Origin of the sequence: Pedobacter ginsengisoli, assembly GCF_030244015.1 — a bacterium.
In the GTDB taxonomy this organism is placed as follows: Bacteria; Bacteroidota; Bacteroidia; order Sphingobacteriales; family Sphingobacteriaceae; genus Pedobacter; species Pedobacter ginsengisoli.
Genome location: NZ_JASSYX010000004.1, coordinates 233128 through 251491 on the forward strand (window position 1 = coordinate 233128; position 18364 = coordinate 251491).

Annotated in this window: 14 protein-coding genes and 1 riboswitch; of the genes, 6 read left to right on the forward strand and 8 right to left on the reverse strand. The window is 45.6% G+C overall.

The genetic code is table 11. The features are described from left to right. Positions 1-49: 49 nt before the first annotated feature. From QEP08_RS18285 to QEP08_RS18305, 5 genes are all read right to left on the reverse strand, one after another. Complete coding sequence (locus tag QEP08_RS18285; RefSeq protein WP_285060081.1) at positions 50-700, reverse strand: nucleotidyl transferase AbiEii/AbiGii toxin family protein; 651 nt, start codon at positions 698-700, stop codon at positions 50-52. Continuing rightward, the gene (locus tag QEP08_RS18290) at positions 700-1206 is read right to left on the reverse strand and encodes a helix-turn-helix transcriptional regulator (RefSeq protein WP_285060083.1); all 507 of its coding nucleotides are present in this window, start codon (positions 1204-1206) and stop codon (positions 700-702) included. The genes QEP08_RS18285 and QEP08_RS18290 overlap by 1 nt, the downstream gene beginning before the upstream one ends. 41 nt (positions 1207-1247) lie before the next feature. Continuing rightward, complete coding sequence (locus QEP08_RS18295) at positions 1248-1811, reverse strand: RNA polymerase sigma-70 factor (protein ID WP_285060084.1); 564 nt, start codon at positions 1809-1811, stop codon at positions 1248-1250. 72 nt (positions 1812-1883) lie between these two features. Further along, on the reverse strand, positions 1884-3083 hold the full coding sequence (locus tag QEP08_RS18300) for a PepSY-associated TM helix domain-containing protein (protein WP_285060085.1): 1200 nt from the start codon (positions 3081-3083) through the stop codon (positions 1884-1886). Positions 3084-3088: 5 nt separating this feature from the next. Further along, positions 3089-5419, reverse strand: coding sequence for a TonB-dependent receptor (locus tag QEP08_RS18305; protein WP_285060086.1), 2331 nt, complete (start codon positions 5417-5419; stop codon positions 3089-3091). Between the two features lie 361 nt (positions 5420-5780). Between QEP08_RS18305 and QEP08_RS18310 the strand changes: the two genes are divergently transcribed. The 4 genes from QEP08_RS18310 (at position 5781) to QEP08_RS18325 (ending at position 11994) form a co-directional block, all read left to right on the forward strand. Then, positions 5781-6428, forward strand: a complete 648-nt coding sequence (locus QEP08_RS18310) for a DUF6266 family protein (RefSeq protein ID WP_285060087.1) — start codon at positions 5781-5783, stop codon at positions 6426-6428. Between the two features lie 134 nt (positions 6429-6562). Next, a riboswitch (SAM riboswitch) is annotated at positions 6563-6667 on the forward strand. 137 nt (positions 6668-6804) lie between these two features. Then, on the forward strand, positions 6805-10464 hold the full coding sequence (metH, locus tag QEP08_RS18315) for a methionine synthase (protein WP_285060088.1): 3660 nt from the start codon (positions 6805-6807) through the stop codon (positions 10462-10464). Between the two features lie 20 nt (positions 10465-10484). Beyond that, positions 10485-11438: a methylenetetrahydrofolate reductase [NAD(P)H] gene (metF, locus tag QEP08_RS18320; RefSeq protein ID WP_285060089.1), complete on the forward strand. Its 954-nt coding sequence runs from the start codon at positions 10485-10487 to the stop codon at positions 11436-11438. A gap of 121 nt (positions 11439-11559) precedes the next feature. Next, the gene (locus QEP08_RS18325) at positions 11560-11994 is read left to right on the forward strand and encodes an META domain-containing protein (RefSeq protein WP_285060091.1); all 435 of its coding nucleotides are present in this window, start codon (positions 11560-11562) and stop codon (positions 11992-11994) included. 3 nt (positions 11995-11997) lie between these two features. Here QEP08_RS18325 and thrC read toward each other — a convergent pair whose 3' ends face one another. From thrC to thrA, 3 genes are read right to left on the reverse strand one after another with little or no spacing between them, the layout of a single operon-like run. Beyond that, positions 11998-13302, reverse strand: coding sequence for a threonine synthase (gene thrC / locus QEP08_RS18330; protein ID WP_285060093.1), 1305 nt, complete (start codon positions 13300-13302; stop codon positions 11998-12000). 7 nt (positions 13303-13309) lie between these two features. After that, positions 13310-14245: a homoserine kinase gene (locus tag QEP08_RS18335; RefSeq protein ID WP_285060094.1), complete on the reverse strand. Its 936-nt coding sequence runs from the start codon at positions 14243-14245 to the stop codon at positions 13310-13312. Between the two features lie 2 nt (positions 14246-14247). Then, on the reverse strand, positions 14248-16695 hold the full coding sequence (gene thrA / locus QEP08_RS18340; protein WP_285060095.1) for a bifunctional aspartate kinase/homoserine dehydrogenase I: 2448 nt from the start codon (positions 16693-16695) through the stop codon (positions 14248-14250). A 286-nt stretch (positions 16696-16981) separates the two neighbouring features. Here thrA and rsgA point away from each other — a divergent pair, with 286 nt between their 5' ends. Next, positions 16982-17902 (forward strand): ribosome small subunit-dependent GTPase A, encoded by a 921-nt coding sequence (gene rsgA / locus QEP08_RS18345; RefSeq protein ID WP_285060096.1) that lies wholly within the window; start codon positions 16982-16984, stop codon positions 17900-17902. Between the two features lie 2 nt (positions 17903-17904). After that, entirely contained in the window at positions 17905-18357 is a 453-nt protein-coding gene (dtd, locus tag QEP08_RS18350) for a D-aminoacyl-tRNA deacylase (protein ID WP_285060097.1), read from the forward strand. Positions 18358-18364: the final 7 nt, after the last annotated feature.

Consider the following 18364-nt stretch of genomic DNA (forward strand, 5'->3'; position numbering starts at 1 on the left):
TGTAAGTAACCTTAGGTAGGGTCATTACTTACAAGGAATTAAAATATTTTTATTGCTGTCTATCAAACACCGCCGCTTCAATATCGGCTTTTATAAATTCCCATTGTTTATCCAATAGACAGATGGGGTCAGGTTCGATATCAGCTTCAGTAAAATCTGTAAAGTTTTCAAGTATTGCAGAACCATTATGTGTCCATTCAAAACGTTGATTGTGAAGTAATATCATCTCATTAATACTGTAAGCACCAAGCAGTTCATGCAAATCCCAGAAATCTTTTTTTCTTCCACCTCTCTGTACGACATCCAGCTTCATCGCTATAATTTCCTCAACTGTAGCCATCCTTACATCCTCTTCCTCAATCAGGTCCTGGAAGAAAGGATCCATCGAATAAAATATATCAATCTTGACTGCATTCTTACTGTCAGTACCTATTAGATACGATTTTCCCATTCCCGCAATCCCTCCAAATGTTCCTTTTACAAATCCAAAAGTACTTTTTAGAAACCTTTCAATGGCATCAAAATCTACACTACGATAAGGTGCATCTGTAAAAAGGTCAATATCAACAGACATCCTGTGCCCCAAATGCAAGCTCAGGGCGGTTCCGCCTACCAATCGAAATTCTTTCAACTCTTCAGCTTGCATTAATGTCAGCAAGCTTTCTTTTAGCAATTCATTTACTGTATTCCAATATAACATTATCTCGTTGTTAGATGCGGCATAATTGGAAGGCTATTATTAGCTACCGTGGATTTGCCTGTAACTTCTTTTACTTTTTCTTTGCCATAAAACCGGAGAATTTCCTGCTTCTCAGCTTCATCACCTCGCTGAAAAACCCTTTTAATAACAAATTTATAATGTTGTTCCCAATCAATCTTGTTGATATCAGTATCCCAAAAGAGTACTTTATTAACAATCGAAAAATCAGGATGAACCAAAGCATTTTTCTTTTGTCTTTCTTTCCGGATATCATGATAAACCTGAAGAATCATTAAAGTCCCTTCTTCAAGGTCCAATGCTTTTTCAATTTTAAGTGCCAGAGCGGTATTCAAATCTCTTTTGCCCTTTGTTATTGCGTTGAAAGTTTGCGGATGTTCAGGAAGTGAAAGGGCAAAAGGTCTTTGGCTCAGCTTTCTTTTATTCAGCTCACGTTCAATTACCGCTCCGGGGTGAATACCTTTATATCTTTCGAACTCTTTAGTCATATACAAATATAAACAAATTTGCTTACAAAAATTATTCCCCTTTACATAAAGAAATTAACCCAGAAATACATTTTCCCAAGCTCCCCACGCAATTTGCTCAGCGCCCTCATGATCTGTACGGACACTGTTTTTTCAGATATCCCCAGTTTCTCCGCTATTTCCTTATTGCTCAGGTGCTCTTCCCGGCTCATTTTAAACACCTCGCGGCAGTGCTTTGGCAGTTGTTCGGTAAAGCTTTTGATAACGGCCTGCAGCTCTTGAAGCTCCAGGCTTTCCTCATTAAATGAAAAGCCCTCTTCCACATGCGCCAGCCGGTAGTTTTCCCTCACTTTACTGCTGCGGATATAATTGGCCGTCTGATATTTCACCGCCATCAGCAGATAGCCCTTAATGCTGCTCATCTTATGCTGCTCCCTGTGCTCCCAAAACCAGGCGAAGACTTCCTGCACAATATCCATACATGCATCCTTATCCCGAAGTACATTGTAGGCAGAGCGAAACAAGGCATCAAAGCACCGGTCATGGATCTCATTAAAGACATGCTCATCCCCTTGCTTCAATAAAGCAACCAGCTCCTGATCAGAATATGCGCTGTAACCCGCCATGATGTTAAGTTTTCCCTGAATTAAAGTTAACAATAAGTTATGGCAAGTTTATATAAATTTTTACTACCAACGTTAATCGGCAGATAAAAAAGAGGGAGTCTTCTTTTTGCCCCATCTGCGGTTGTACCAGATGATTACCCCGGTTACGGGCAGGCTTGCTCCAACGATGCAGGCAATGAAAGCCAGGATTTTGGTCGGTAGTCCCAGGATCTGACCCGTATGGATATCAAAATTCATCCGGAATATCTTTTCTCCCACCGAGAGCATGTTGTAATCAATCGCCTCTTCACTCTTCCAGGGCAGTTCTTTTAATGTTTTGCCATCATAGTAATGAATCCGGGCATTATACAGTGTTGTTCCATCGCCAAAATTAATCGATACGCGGTAAGCCTCCCTGGCTTTTTCCGGGACACTGATCCAAAGGCTGCCTATTTTCTGGGTACCATACCTGGTGTTCATCCTGCTCCAAAGCAAATCAACAGGCTGCTTATAGTGTACCTGTGTAATGGTCGTATCAGAAAGCGGCGGTTTTTCCGCTGCTAATTTTTCCTTCCAGGTGAGGCCACGATAAATGCCATTTTCAAACCACTCAAACGTAAACACAATGCCACTGACCGTAAGCAGAATCACAAAAATGAAGCTATAGAAACCAAGGACATTGTGTAAATCGATGTTCAGCCTTTTCCATTTAGCAGCCCATTTGATCTTAAAGCTCTTTTCCCTTGTCTTGGCGGTCCACTTCTTTGGATACCACCAGATCAGGCCAGTGATCAGAATGACCAGAAACACAATACAGGCAGAGCCAACAACCGGGCTTCCTATTTTTTGAGGAAGCCAGAAAAAACGATGCCCGGCCCTCACAAAAATGAAGAACTTCTCGGCTGCACTTCTATCTCGTTTATCCTCCAGAATTTCTCCTGTATAGGGGTTGAGGTAAATAGATGCGTGTTCTTCACCGGGCAGGTGGAATGTGCAGCTTGCCGCCCTACCCGGCTTCAAATAGGTGATATCACCTAAACTTAACTCCTTTTGGCCCTTTGCTTCCAGATAAGCTTTCGATTTGGCAATCAGTACAGAGGGAGGCAGAAAAGGCTTCTCCTGAACCGGCACCCGCTGGTATTTTTCAGTAAAATACCAGACTTCATGACGCCATACCCAAATTCCTCCGGTCAGGCAGACCACAAATACAATAATCCCGGAAATCAGGCCAAGCCAGAGGTGCAGCCATTCAGAAACTCGTCTGAATGTAGATTTTTTAACCCCCTCCCTCATTGAATTTAAAATCTAAACGATAAACTTGCCATTGCACTTCTTGGTGTTTGAGCGTTGCCGCCAATATCCCAATATTTTTCATTGCTGATATTGTTTAGCTTCAAGCCCGCTCTCCATTTACTTTGATCATAGAACAAAGTAGCATTGTAGACCGTGTAAGATGGTATAAATACTTTGTTGTCGGCAGTGAAAAAGTTCTTGTCAGCATAATTCGCTCCAAACCCCAAACCCAAACCTTTTAGGTTATTTTGCAAAGTATAGCTGGCCCAAAAGTTTGCGACACTCTCCGGAGAAGCAGTAGCCTTATTACCCTCAATAGCAGGATTGGATGATTTCACAATGCGGTTGTCATTGTAAGCATATCCTGCCACAATGCTTAAACCAGCGACAGGATTCCCGATCAACTCAAGATCGATACCTTTACTTCTTTGTTTTCCATCCTGAAAAGTGAAATTTGCTTCAGTTCGGGTAGCATTGTCAATCTCGATGTTGTAATAACTCGCCGTAGCACTCAGCTTTTTATCAATGAGTTCTGCTTTTACGCCACCTTCATATTGCACTGCATAAACAGGGTCTAAGACCAGCACACTGCCATCGGGTTGATTTACAGGGGCAAGATTCTGGAAGCCGTTCATGTAATTTCCAAACAGGGAAACCTGATCCTTAATCACCTGGTACACCAAACCCAATTTTGGAGATAAGGACGTTTGTTTAAACCCGGCAGTGTTCCCAACTTTTCTGCGCTCAAACCTGTCCAGGCGCAAACTCAACATTGCCGAAAGCCTGTCAGTAACACTCACCACATCAGAAGCATAGGCGCTTATTGTTTCCTGGTCTGCAATTGCAGAAGTATAAAGTGGCATCTTCGCATCGACTGCTTTTCTTCTGATCGGAGCAAAAGTCTTTGTGACGTCCGCAAGCGTATCGAGCGTAACCACATTTCCTCCTGCACGACGGCTGCCGTCATAAAATCTGTAAGTTACGCCGGCAAGGAATTTATGTTTGATACCTCCTGTTGAGAACTGGCCATTGATATTCTCCTGAATATTGGTGTAATTATTGGAAATAGGCCCCCAAAGACCCACCTGCCTGACCATTTTAACAGGCGACAGCCACTCGGCATAAGACTGGTAACTGCGGTCTACATCTTCCCCTACAAACGAGAACAAGGTTGTTGACTTCCAGTTGTCTGAAATTTCATATTCTGCTTGTGCGAAAACTTTAGAAGCTGAAGTTTTACCGTCGTTGTCATCATGGAACATGGAGGTTTTATAATCCAGCTGGAGTTCTGCGGGGTTGGTTGGCCCGGTGTTTAATTTATAGGTATTGTAAGTACGGCGGGTGCTGTTGGCGTTAAAAAGCTCCGCATCAAAATTAAAAGTAAGTTTGTCCGATGACTTATAAGTCAAACTCGGAGCAATCGTATAGGTATTGTTGAACCCATAACTCAAAAAACTGGCTTCTTTGTTCACTGCCACATTGACCCTGAACAAGACCGACTTATCTTTATTTAGCGGCGTGTTTACATCAGCAGCAAGCCGGTTCAAGTTGTAACTGCCTCCTGTATATGACAGTTCTACACCGGTCGTATCAAAAGGCTTTTTCGTAACCAGATTTACGACTCCTCCAAAAGAAGACACAGAAGCACCAAATAAGGTTCCCGACGGGCCTTTCAGTACTTCAATCCGTTCCACATTTGAAAGATCAAGTGATGAACGGGTTGCCGTAGTTTCCATACCATTCCTGGCATTGGGCGATGACATAAAACCCCTAAAAGCAATACCAACGCCGCCCGCAGGATAATTATAGGCCACCGCTCCAGGTGTATTGAGAACGGCACTTTTAATATCGATTGCCACCTGCTCTTTCATCAGTTCTTTACTCACCACACTATATACCTGTGGATTTTCCAGATTCTCCAGCGGCATCCTGGCTACATACTCAGTTTTCTTGCTGGCCAATTTTTTGGATTTGCTAGCCAGGATATGCACCTCTTCCAGATCCTTTGAGCTTTCCGGAAGCTCAAAGGCCAATGAAGTGCTCTGACCAGTGGTCAATGTCACTTCTTTTTCCTGCGGCTGCAGGCCAATGGGCGCAACTGTGACCTTGTACGTTCCGGCAGGAAGGCGGTTAAAGCGAAAATCCCCTTTTTCATTGGTCATCGCTTTCCGGTTGAGTGGGGTAATCAAAACAGTAACAAATTCAGCGGGCTTTCCGTCCGATGTCTTGACAGTACCATTAAGCGAAGCCAGGTTCTGGCCTTTCGCGATAAATGAAATAAGGGTGAGGAGCGCAAAAAACGTGTTGAGCAATGTTTTTTGTAAAGATGTGTTCATGTGGATATAAATTAAAATTATGCAAAACTAATATTATTTATATTTAATCTAAATAAATATTAAATTATTTTAACTTCGTTTTGCCCGGGCTATGATGCTGTTATGGTTTCGCCTTGTTCCTATTTATTTGACATGATTTTAACATCCTCCCTAGATGGTTGCAAGGTGGCTGGATGGTCCGGCGGATTATGAAACCTTGTCAGGACGTCCTCCTGGTGTTGTTTTGGAGGATGCAGGATTGTAGTATCAAAACAGCGGCAGTAAGGAAACACAAGCCTGCTGCGTCAGGTCCAGTTCACGAATCGCAAACTTCATTTCCTGCTGTCGTTATAATTTTGACTTATATAAATTATAAAAATCTATGGGAACATTAAATAACGGGCCTTTTGGCCATTTGAACGGCCGCGTCGGCAATCTGGTGAGCTACACATTAAAAGGCAAGAACGTGGTTCGTGCTGCCGGTAAAAGTACCAAGCCTCCAACTCTTGCCAGGCTGGCCAATTATCAGCGCATGAAAGTGGTCAATGCATTTTTGAAACCTATGTTGGCTTTTTTAAATCTCGGTTTTGCTAAAGCTGTGGAGGACACAGACCGGAATCCTTACAACGAGGCGGTGTCTTTTAATAAAAAATATGCTTTGCAGGGTGCCTATCCAAATATCAATATGGACTACAGCAAAGCAATGGTCAGCAAAGGTGATCTGCCTCCGGCACTTTCTCCTGCCCTCAATGTTTTGTCGAACGGTATCGAGTTTAGCTGGGAAATGCAAAGCAACATTGCTCCGCAATGCCTGAACAACCGGGTGATGCTGGTGATTTATTTTCCGGAGGGGGTTGACGCAACAGGTATCCCTAAAGCAGCGATGGAACTGAGCGGCACCCGAAGGCACGAGTGCCGGGATTTTATGGCACTAAGTGCAAAGGAACTAGCGAAGCCGTTCCAGGCCTATATTGCTTTCATTGCAGATGACCGGTTGAATGTGAGTAATAGTGTTTGGGTGGGAGTTTGACCATGGCAAAGAGATTTAGAACCTCATTCAGAATTTAATTCTTAACCCGCCCTTATAAATCCCTTTTTTTACAATTTAATGCGCTTAAATCACTGTTTTTTTGGAATTGATTTTTCTTTGTTGCATTTTTGTAGTGCTTATAGAGAAAGACGGAGGGATTAGACCCTGCGAAGTCTTAGCAACCTGTGCTTACAAGGTGCTACATTCTACCGGAGCCATTGGTTCCCGAAAGATAAGTTAAAGGTAGCATTAGCTGTTCACATAGCTAGACCCGCGACTTTCCCTTGAGCTTTGTATGTAATAGGTTCGGCACTTGTTTAGGCCCCGGCCTCTATCAAAAATAGCTTATTGCATACTCATATTGTGTAACCATTAAATGAACATTAGAGAAGAATTAGAGAAACGTATCTTAATTATCGACGGTGCGATGGGCACCATGATCCAGCGATATGTCCTGACTGAAGAGGATTTCAGAGGAGAACGTTTTAAGGATCACCCCTGTGATGTAAAAGGCAACAATGATTTGCTCAACATCACACGCCCTGATATCATCAAGGCCATCCATACCGAATATTTAAAGGCTGGTACGGATATCATTGAAACCAACACTTTCAGCACGCAGCGCATTTCCCTGGCCGATTACCAGATGGAAGAGCTCGACTATGAAATGAGTTATGAAGGGGCTAAAATTGCCAAAGAAGCTGTAAATGAGTTTATGGCGGCCAATCCTGACCGCAAATGTTTCGTAGCCGGCGCTGTAGGGCCTACCAACAGGACTTTGTCCATCTCTCCGGATGTAAACGATCCTGGTTTCAGGGCGCTTACTTTTGATGAGCTGGTCGATGCTTATTACCAGCAGGTACGCGGTTTGGTAGATGGCGGTGCCGATTTGCTGCTGATCGAAACCATTTTTGATACATTAAATGCGAAAGCGGCCATTTTCTCGATTAAAAATTACGAGGAAGTCATCGGCCGCAAAATAGAGATCATGATCTCAGGCACGATTACCGATGCCTCAGGAAGAACCTTGTCCGGGCAAACGGCTGAAGCTTTTCTGAACTCGGTCATCCATGCCAATCCGCTGAGCATTGGTTTTAACTGTGCTTTGGGCGCCAAAGACATGAGGCCCCACATCGAGGAGCTGTCTGCCAAGGCGGGCTGTTATGTTTCGGCCTATCCCAACGCCGGACTGCCCAATGAGTTTGGCGCTTATGATGAGATGCCGCATGAAACTGCCCACCTGGTAGAAGACTTCATAGCGCATGGTTTTGTCAATATCGTAGGCGGCTGCTGCGGGACTACTCCGGAGCACATTGGCTGTATCGCCGAAAAGGCAAAAGGTGTGGCGCCAAGAAAAATACCTGTCCTGGAGCCTTACATGAGATTGAGCGGACTGGAGCCTGTAACCATCACTCCGGAGAGCATCTTTGTAAATATAGGTGAGCGTACGAACATTACCGGTTCCCCAAAATTCTCTAAACTGATCCTGAGCGGTGACTTTGAAGCAGCACTGGCTGTGGCCCGACAGCAGGTAGAGGGCGGCGCGCAGGTCATAGATGTGAACATGGACGAGGGAATGATCGATTCGGAAGCCTCGATGACCAAATTCCTCAATCTCATCGCTTCCGAGCCGGATATCTCCAAACTGCCGATCATGGTCGATTCGTCTAAATGGACAGTCATAGAGGCCGGACTGAAGTGCCTGCAGGGTAAAGGTATCGTCAACTCGATTTCCCTGAAAGAAGGTGAGGAGAAATTCAGGGAAAGTGCACGCAAGATCATGAAATATGGCGCGGCTGTAGTGGTGATGGCTTTTGATGAGCAGGGCCAGGCAGACAATTATGAGCGCAGGATAGAGATCTGCGCCAAATCGTACAACATATTGGTGAATGAGCTGGGATTCCCGCCTCAGGACATCATTTTTGACCCTAACATTCTGACCGTCGCTACGGGACTCGAAGAACATAACAATTATGCGGTAGATTTCATCAATGCTACCCGCTGGATCAAACAAAACCTGCCCCATGCTAAGGTGAGCGGCGGTGTCTCCAACATTTCCTTCTCTTTCAGGGGAAACAATACGGTGAGGGAAGCGATGCACTCAGCATTTTTATACCATGCTATACAGGCCGGTCTGGACATGGGGATCGTCAATGCGGGCATGCTTGAGGTTTACCAGGAGATTCCTCCGGAACTGCTGGTGCTGGTCGAGGATGTATTGCTGAACCGCAGGGACGATGCCACTGAAAGATTGGTTGAATTTGCAGATACCATCAAAACCAAGGGCAAAGAAATCGTTCGTAATGAAGAATGGCGTCAGGGCACGGTTGAAGAAAGGTTATCGCATGCCCTTGTAAAAGGGATCATTGAATACCTGGATGCTGATGTGGAAGAAGCGAGGCAAAAATATGCCAGACCTATACAGGTGATCGAAGGCCCGCTGATGGACGGCATGAACATCGTGGGTGACTTGTTCGGTGCCGGTAAGATGTTCCTGCCACAGGTCGTAAAATCTGCCCGTGTGATGAAGAAAGCGGTGGCTTATCTGCTGCCGTTTATTGAACAGGAAAAGCTGGATAACCCCGGTCAGGACCAAAACTCTTCCGCAGGAAGGATATTGATGGCCACCGTAAAGGGTGATGTGCATGACATCGGCAAAAACATTGTAGGTGTGGTACTGGCTTGCAATAACTTCGAGATCGTTGATATGGGTGTGATGGTGCCTGCACAGGACATCATCAAAAAAGCCAAAGAGATCGATGCAGACATTATCGGACTGAGCGGGCTGATCACGCCTTCACTGGATGAGATGGTGCATTTTGCCAAGGAGATGGAGCGTGAAGGATTCACCATTCCGTTAATGATCGGCGGAGCTACAACTTCCCGCATTCATGCGGCGGTAAAAGTGGCGCCTCATTATTCGGGTCCGGCAATACATGTGCTGGATGCATCGAGAAGCGTGACGGTAGCGAGTACGCTGATGAACAAGGACACCAGGGACGAATACATTGCCGGCATCAGGGCCGAATATGATAAAGCACGCGAAGCGCATTTAAATAAGCGGTCTGACAAGCGTTTTAAAACACTTGAAGAGGCCCGCAGGGATAGTTTCAAGATAGATACCGCACTGGTTGCTCCTGCCCCTCAATTTCTGGGGACAAAGGTTTTTGAAAATTACCCGCTGGAGGAACTGGTGCCTTATATTGACTGGACACCGTTTTTCCAAACCTGGGAGCTCAGGGGAAGCTATCCGCGTATTTTGGAGGATAAGGTAGTTGGTCATGAGGCACGCAAACTCTTTACTGATGCTAAAGCTTTACTGCAAAGAATCGTGGATGAAAAATTGCTGACAGCCAAAGCCGTCATCGGCTTCTGGCCGGCGCAGGCTGTGGGCGATGACATTGTGCTTGATGTGGAAGGTAAGGAAGTGGTGATCCATACCCTGCGTCAGCAGGCGGAAAAAACTGCTGATCAGCCTTATTATGCGCTTTCAGATTTCATTGTCCAAAAAGGAACAGGTGTACCTGATTATTTTGGCGGTTTTGCCCTGACTACGGGTATTGGCTGTGATGAGCTGGTAGCGGAATATGAGAAAAACTATGACGATTACAACAGCATTATGGTCAAAGCGCTGGCAGACAGGCTTGCCGAAGCTTTCGCAGAAAAAATGCATGAGCTGGTACGCAAAGATTACTGGGGCTATGCGAAAGACGAGTCGCTGAGCAATGAGGAGCTGATCAAGGAGGAATATGCGGGGATCCGTCCGGCGCCGGGATATCCGGCATGTCCGGAACATACTGAAAAAGGTACTTTGTTTGAGCTCCTGGATGCAGAGGCAAAGATTGGCCTGCACCTGACTGAAAGCTATGCCATGCACCCTACCGCAGCGGTAAGCGGGTTTTATTTTGCACATCCTCAGTCCAGATATTTTGGTCTGGGCAAGATCACCAAGGACCAGATAGAAGATTATGCGGTCAGAAAGAACATGTCCGTTGATGATGTGGAAAGATGGCTGGGGCCGAATCTTGCTTATTAATAAATTAAACAAACCAAACAATGAAAATTGTAGACCATATAAAGAACGCGAACGGCAAAACGTTGTTCTCGTTCGAACTTCTACCGCCTATCAAGGGCCAAAGTATCCAGGGTATTTTTAATGCCATTGATCCCCTGATGGAGTTCAACCCGCCTTTTATAGACGTTACCTATCTGCGTGAAGATTACATTTACAAGCAGCATCCCAATGGCTTGCTGGAAAAGGTGGCTTATCGCAAACGCCCGAGTACTGTGGCAACCTGCGCGGCCATTATGAACAAATATAAAGTAGACGCAGTCCCTCATTTGATCTGCGGTGGTTTCACCAAAGACGAAACTGAAAACGCGCTGATCGACCTGCAGTTTCTGGGGATAGATAACGTTTTGGTATTACGGGGTGATGCACGCAAAAGTGACAGTTCTTTTGTTCCTACTCCCGACGGACATGCCTATGCTTCGGAACTGGTACAGCATGTGTCTGATATGAACCGGGGCAAATACCTGCATGATGATATGGCCAATGAAAAAACAGATTTTTGTATCGGTGTGGCCGGGTATCCTGAAAAACATTTTGAATCTCCAAACCTGGATACAGATTTCAAATACCTGAAACATAAAGTTGATCTGGGTGCGGAGTTCATCGTGACCCAGATGTTCTTTGACAATAAAGCTTACCAGGCATTTGTAGAAAAGTGCCGCAGCAATGGCATCAATGTACCTATTATCCCGGGCCTGAAGCCAATTACCAGCAGCAAACAGCTGATCAGCCTGCCAAAGATCTTTCACCTGGATATTCCTTTGGAACTGAGTGAAGCCATACAAGCCTGCGAATCGGAAAAAGAGGTGAAGGAAGTGGGTATTGAGTGGATGATCAACCAGTGTAAGGAATTGAAAACCATGGGTGCACCGGTACTGCATTTCTATACGATGGGAAATCCGGAGCCCACAAAAAGGATCGCACAGGCAATTTTTTAATGCTTGCCGTCATTGCGGGGAGGTACCTCCCTGCAATGACGATGTTACAATAGCATGCTATTTTCTCTTTGTTTTTGGAATACTCTTTGTATCTTTCAGCTCTCACTAACACAGTAACGCCATGAAAAAACTGATCATACTTGCTTTTATTGCTACGACGGCTTTTACAGCCTGTACCACTATGAAACCGGGAACTATTGGAAATGGCGGCCTGTCAGGTCTGAGCGGTACCTGGGAATTGAATTACATTTCGGGGCCGAGAATTGCATTCAATGGTTTATATCCTGCCAAAAAGCCTACAATCAAGTTTGACATCACTGAAAAAAGATTTAGCGGCAATACCAGCTGTAATTCTTTTTCGGGGGCACTGATCGCTGATGATTCTACAGTGAACTTTACCGGGCCTATGATAATGACAAAAATGGCCTGTCCTGGTGAAGGAGAAGCCATTTTTGTGCAGACACTGAAGAAAGTAAGTCATTATGCCATTACAAGTGACACTACACTGAACTTTATGATGGGGGATATTGCCATTATGCGGTTTACGAAGAAATAGTCGCTAGTAATTGTTCAGGTAAGCCTTAAACGACTCAAAACTGGTATCCATTTTAGTGGCCTGCTTTTCTTTGTTGAACAGCGCTCCCACTTGTGCGGGGATTTCAATCTTATCTTTTATTTCTTCAGGAAATACATCCGGAAATTTGCAGGCATGTGCAGTGGATGAAAACACACCTGTATAGTCACCTTTGTTTTCCAGTCTGTACTTTTCAAGTGCCAGCCAGGCGATGGCCGTATGCGGACAGGCAATATAGTCAAACTGGTTGTAAATCGCCTTTATTCCGGCTAAAGTCTCTTCATCGGTAAACCTGTAACTCTTTATGATGTTGCTGATGGCTTTGAAGTCGTTTCCGAACATGTCCATGATCCTCACCCAATTACTGGGTGCCCCTACGTCCATCGCATTGGCATAAGTCTGTACGGAAGGTTTGGTTTCGTATACCCCTGTCTCCAGGAAACGCGGAACGGTATCATTTACATTGGTGGCGGCAATAAACTGTTTAACAGGCAGACCCATTTTATAAGCCAGTAAGCCTGCTGCAATGTTTCCGAAGTTTCCGCTTGGCACAGAAAATACAAGTTCCGTTTTTCCCTGTCTTTTTAACTGTGCATAAGCATTGAAGTAATAAAAAGTCTGCGGGATCAATCGTGATATATTGATGGAGTTTGCAGAGGTCAGCCTCAGTTTATCGTTCAGCTGTTCATCGGCAAAGGCCTGTTTTACCAGGGCCTGGCAGTCATCAAATGTTCCTTCTATTTCGATGGCATGGATGTTCCGGCCGTTGGTACACAGCTGCAGCTCCTGTATGTCGCTGACCTTTCCTTTCGGATACAAAATCGTAACACGGGTATGCGGCACGCCTAAAAACCCAAGGGCGACTGCGCCGCCGGTATCGCCGGAAGTGGCGACCAGGACATCCAGTGTTTTTTCATTGTCCTTTAGAAAATAAGCCATTACACGGCTCATGAACCTTGCGCCAAAATCTTTAAATGCTAAAGACGGGCCATGGAACAGTTCCAGTACATAGGTGTGGTCATCAAGGGCAACTACCGGTGCATCAAAGTTGATGGCATCGTCGATCAGGTTTTTCAGGTCATCTGAAGGAACGGCACCCTGAAGCAATTCAGAAGCGACCTTAAAGGCGATCTCTGGCAGGGTATATTGCTCTATGTTACTGATGAATTCCTGATCCAGTTCAGGAATACTGACCGGCATATAAAGGCCTTTGTCTAATGGCATGCTGTTGAATACAGCGGTTGCAAAGTCTACTTTTAAATTGTGGTTGTTGGTACTGTATAGTTTCATTGATGTGTCAATCTAAAATAATCGGTCCTCTTTTATTGACTTCAGATACAAAAGATAGGCTGTTGATGGCCAGGCCTTTCAGGTGCTGCTGAAGTTTTTGGGTAATGTTTGCTGCAGTGCCGGCATCTCTGGTCAAAGCGAAAACTGATGGTCCCGAACCGGAAATTCCGAAGCCCAGTGCCCCGTGTTCCAGCGCCAGTGATTTTAATATTGCAAAATCAGGGATCAAAATGGACCGCGTCGGCTCGACCAGGATGTCGGTCATGCTCCTACCGATCAGCCCATAATCGTTCATGAACAGTCCGCTTACCAATCCGGCTACATTGCCCCACTGGGTCACCGCATCTTTAAGCAGGACTTTAGAACGGATCATCTGCCGCGCATCTTTAGTTGGGACATCTACCTCAGGGTATACAATCGCGGCATGCAGGTCCTGCGGAAAAGGCAGGCTGATGATGTCCAGCGGTTCATAACTCCTGATGAGCACGAAGCCGCCCATTAAAGCCGGCGCCACGTTATCGGCATGGCCGTAACCGCAGGCCAGCTCCTCGCCTTTCATGGCAAAGGGAACCAGTTCTTTGTTGGTCAGCTGGTCGTTGAGCAGCGTATTGACGGCAAACAGCCCTGCCACAGTACTTGCGGAGCTGGATCCCAGTCCGCTGCCTATCGGCATTTTCTTGTGAAGTTCGATACCAATGCCCAGATCCGGTTTGCCGATATGGTCCAAATAGTGCTGCACGCTGGCACTCACTGTATTTTTCGCAGGGTTCAGGGGCAGCTTGCCGTCATCACCTGTTATTTTGGAGATGGTGATGCCTGTTTTGCCTGTAAGGCGCATAACCACTTCATCGCCGGGCTGGTTTACAGCAAATCCCAATACATCATAACCACATACCACATTGGCCACTGTGGCCGGAGCGAAAACTTTAACGGAATCTTTCATGATTATCTTTTACCTACGTTTATGATGTCAGCAAATACACCTGCTGCAGTGACCTCTGCGCCTGCGCCCGGCCCCTTTACTACGAGCGGGCGGTCCTTGTACCTGTTGGTGGTGAATGAAATGATGTTGTCACTTCCGGACAGGGTAAAGAAGGGATGGTTTTCATCGACCATCTGCAGGTTGATGGATACCCTGCCATCTTCCATTTTTCCAATGTATCTCAGTACTTTACTGTCTGCGGCAGCCTTGTTTTTCAAACCTTCAAAATATTCTGCATTGTTTTCCAGCTCTTTGTAGAAATCGGCAACAGTTTCGGCAGCCATACAGGAGGCAGGCAGCATGTTTTCAAGATCTATATCTTTTTCTTCCAGAGGATAGCCGGCATCACGGGCGAGGATGAGCATTTTTCGCATAAAATCCTTACCGTTGAGATCATCACGCGGATCTGGTTCAGTATAGCCTTTTTCCTGGGCTTCTTTTACGACTTCATGAAAGCGTGTTCCGCCTTTGTAATTGTTGAAGATGTAGGAGATGGTACCTGAAAGAATGGCTTCAATCCGTTTGATCTTGTCTCCGCTCAGCATCAGGTCTTTTAAGGTGCGGATGATCGGAAGACCGGCGCCTACATTGGTTTCGTAAAAAAAATCTACCCCATAGGTCCTGGCGGCCTGCTTGAAGGCGGCGTATTGCTCATATTCGGCAGAGTTTCCGATTTTATTGCAGGTCACCACGGAGATGCTGGACTGCAGGATATCCAGGTAGTACTCGATCGGGTTGTGACTGGCCGTATTGTCTACAAACACACAGTTGGGCAGGTTCATGGACTTCATTTTCTTGATGAAATCCGGCAGGCTTGCTTTGATGTCCTGGCTTTCCAGTTCGGCTTCCCAACTGGCCAGGTCAATTCCATCGGGGCTCATCAACATTTTACGCGTGTTGCTCACACCCATTACTTTGACCTGCAGGTCGTTGTTGTCGGCCAGAAAAGGCATTTGATCCTGCAGCTGACTAAACAGTGTTTTACCGATATTGCCGGTGCCCAGGCAGAAGATGTGTAATGTTTTTTTCAGGTCTGCATAAAATGCATCGTGCACGGCGTTAACTGCCTTGGAAAGGTCTGTTTTGGAGATGATCACGGAGATGTTGTATTCGGAAGAACCTTGTGCGATGGCCCTAACATTGACACCATTACGGCCCAATGCACTGAACAGTTTGCCTGACATCCCCGGGGTACGTTTCATGTTCTCGCCTACTATGGCCAATACGGACAGTCCGTTCTCTACTTCCGGATACTCCAGTTTCCGGGCCTGCAGCTCGAGCTCAAATTCTTTATTGATCAGCGACAGCGCCTTTAGCGAATCGGAAGGTTTAACCGCGAAGGTGATGCTGTGCTCTGATGAGGATTGGGTGATCAGCACTACATTTACCTGTTCGCGTGAAAGCATCGAAAATAAGCGGCCGCTAAATCCTGCTTTGCCGACCATTCCGCTACCGGAAAGGTTGAGTACACTGATCTCGTCTATGGAGGAGATGCCTTTAATAGGTAATGTAGAAGGACTGATGCCATGTTTGATATAAGTGCCCGGAAAATCTACATGAAAAGTATTTTTGATGACGATAGGGATCTTCTTTAAAAATGCCGGGATCATGGTCGGCGGATAGATCACCTTTGCCCCAAAATAAGAAAGCTCCATTGCTTCTGTGTAGCTGAGCTCAGGCAATGAGAATGCTTTTTTGACAATACGCGGATCAGCTGTAAGCATGCCGTCAACGTCTGTCCAGATCTGGATTTCTTCCGAGTTTAAAGCGGCGCCCCAAATGGCTGCCGTATAGTCACTCCCGCCTCGGCCCAGGGTAGTGACCCGGCCTTCATCATTGCTGGATACAAAACCGGTAACGAAAAGCAGCTTGTCCTTATTGTCTTCATAGAAGTCTCTGATCAGCATCTCGGTAAGGTTGGTGTTTACTTTGGCTTGCCCAAAGTTGTTGTCGGTCTTGATCAGCTGGGCGCCTTCGACATACAGGGCGTCCGGGAATTGCTGTTTGGCAATGTGACTGATCATCGCGGTCGAACAGCGTTCACCATAGCTCAGGATCAGGTCTTTGGTCTGGGGGCTCAGTTCCCGCAGGTTATAAACCGACTGGAGGATATCTTCCAGTTCGTTAAAATAAATTTTCAGTTTGGTAAGTACAGGGTTTTGGGCACCGGCTGGAAGCAGCGTACGGATGACATGGAAATGCTTTTCTTCGACCTTTTTCAGCTGTTCGCTGTAATCCTGAAGGTTGCGGGCATGCTCTGCCATTTCCAGCAGGATATTGGTCACCCCGCCCATGGCTGACAAAACTACAATCGGGTTTTGCTGTTCCCTTTCAGATTTCAGTATTTCTATGAGTGTGCTTATGCTTTCAGCAGAACCAACAGATGTACCTCCAAATTTTAAAATGTTCATAGTATGTGGTTAAAAAAAAAAGCACCTTCCTGGTTATAGGAAGGTGCTTTTCGTGGTTTTTATCTTTTTTCAGTTACCCCATTAGCTTACCTTCCCCGGTTTATACCGGTGGTTGTGGTAGTAATGGTTGTAATTGATGAGTTTATATACATTGTATTTTATACACTAACTGTGCTGAGGGCCAAAGTAAAGCTATATTTTTTTAAATACCAAATTTATTTTGGCAGTATGCAGCGGCTGGCTGCTGCGCAATGACGAGAACTATTTCTTAACTTTACTCCGTCATATGCAAGGATTAGTATTAAAATCAACAGGAAGCTGGTACCAGGTACGTACGGAAGATGGTTCCGATTACGATTGCAGGATCAAAGGCAAATTCAGGATCAAGGGGATTCAAACGACCAATCCGATTGCCGTGGGCGACCGGGTACAATTTGAGTTGGAGCCGAATTCTGATAAAGGAATAATTGATAAACTGGCGGAGCGGAAGAATTACATTATCCGGAAGTCCATTAATCTTTCCAAACAGGCCCAGATCATTGCGGCAAATATGGACCAGGCTTTTCTGGTGGTAACGCTCGCTTCTCCCAGGACTTCTTTAGGTTTTATAGACCGTTTTCTGGCTACTGCAGAGGCTTACAGCATCCCTGCTGTGCTGATTTTTAATAAACTTGACCTTTTTAATGAGGATGGTCTTGCGGTACTGGACGAATACAAAGCAATCTATGAAAACATAGACTATCCCTGTTATTCTGTTTCTGCTCTGGAAGGAACCAATATCCCGGTTATACAGACGCTGCTTAAGGATAAAGTAACCTTATTTTCAGGACATTCGGGTGTGGGCAAATCAAGTCTGATCAACGCATTATTGCCCGGAAGGGAAATTAAAACGGGAGAGATTTCGGAATCGAGCGACAAAGGCCAGCATACGACTACTTTTGCGGAAATGCACCTCTTGCCTTTTGGGGGTTATTTGATAGATACACCCGGCATCCGGGAGCTGGGGGTTTTTGACATCAGGCCGGAGGAACTGGGACATTATTTTAGAGAAATGCGCAACCTGATGAACCAATGCAGGTTTAACAATTGCAGACATGTGAATGAGCCGGGCTGCGCAGTGATTAAAGCTGTAGAGGAGGGCGAAATAGAGCTGAGCAGGTATGAGAGTTATCTGAGCATTTTTCACGGAAACGAGACCAGGGCCTAAATATGAGAGCAATCATACAGCGGGTGTCAGAAGCAAAATGTGTTGCAGACGGTGTGGTAACCGGTACAATTGGCACTGGGTTTTTGGTTTTGCTGGGAATTGAGGATGCGGATACCGCTGAAGATGTGGAATGGCTTGCCGGTAAAATTGTAAACATGCGGATTTTTGGTGACGGGCATGGCCAGATGAATAAAGCGCTGGCTGATGTTGATGGTGATATACTGCTGATCAGCCAGTTTACGCTGTTTGCATCGACTAAGAAAGGCAACCGGCCGGGCTTTACGAGGGCCGCCAGACCGGAAAAAGCAATCCCTTTGTATGAAGCAATGATCAAACAGTTATATTTATTGCTAGGCAAAGAGATTCGAACCGGCATATTTGGTGCGGATATGAAGATCAGTTTGGTCAATGACGGCCCGGTTACGATTGCGATCGACACTAAAAATAAGGAATAAGCTAATT

Coding starts and splice junctions, on each gene's coding strand:
- QEP08_RS18285 (WP_285060081.1), bottom strand. CDS start 700: ATGTTATATTGGAATACAGTAAATGAATTGCTAAAAGAAAGCTTGCTG.
- QEP08_RS18290 (WP_285060083.1), bottom strand. CDS start 1,206: ATGACTAAAGAGTTCGAAAGATATAAAGGTATTCACCCCGGAGCGGTA.
- QEP08_RS18295 (WP_285060084.1), bottom strand. CDS start 1,811: ATGGCGGGTTACAGCGCATATTCTGATCAGGAGCTGGTTGCTTTATTG.
- QEP08_RS18300 (WP_285060085.1), bottom strand. CDS start 3,083: ATGAGGGAGGGGGTTAAAAAATCTACATTCAGACGAGTTTCTGAATGG.
- QEP08_RS18305 (WP_285060086.1), bottom strand. CDS start 5,419: ATGAACACATCTTTACAAAAAACATTGCTCAACACGTTTTTTGCGCTC.
- QEP08_RS18310 (WP_285060087.1), top strand. CDS start 5,781: ATGGGAACATTAAATAACGGGCCTTTTGGCCATTTGAACGGCCGCGTC.
- metH (WP_285060088.1), top strand. CDS start 6,805: ATGAACATTAGAGAAGAATTAGAGAAACGTATCTTAATTATCGACGGT.
- metF (WP_285060089.1), top strand. CDS start 10,485: ATGAAAATTGTAGACCATATAAAGAACGCGAACGGCAAAACGTTGTTC.
- QEP08_RS18325 (WP_285060091.1), top strand. CDS start 11,560: ATGAAAAAACTGATCATACTTGCTTTTATTGCTACGACGGCTTTTACA.
- thrC (WP_285060093.1), bottom strand. CDS start 13,302: ATGAAACTATACAGTACCAACAACCACAATTTAAAAGTAGACTTTGCA.
- QEP08_RS18335 (WP_285060094.1), bottom strand. CDS start 14,245: ATGAAAGATTCCGTTAAAGTTTTCGCTCCGGCCACAGTGGCCAATGTG.
- thrA (WP_285060095.1), bottom strand. CDS start 16,695: ATGAACATTTTAAAATTTGGAGGTACATCTGTTGGTTCTGCTGAAAGC.
- rsgA (WP_285060096.1), top strand. CDS start 16,982: ATGCAAGGATTAGTATTAAAATCAACAGGAAGCTGGTACCAGGTACGT.
- dtd (WP_285060097.1), top strand. CDS start 17,905: ATGAGAGCAATCATACAGCGGGTGTCAGAAGCAAAATGTGTTGCAGAC.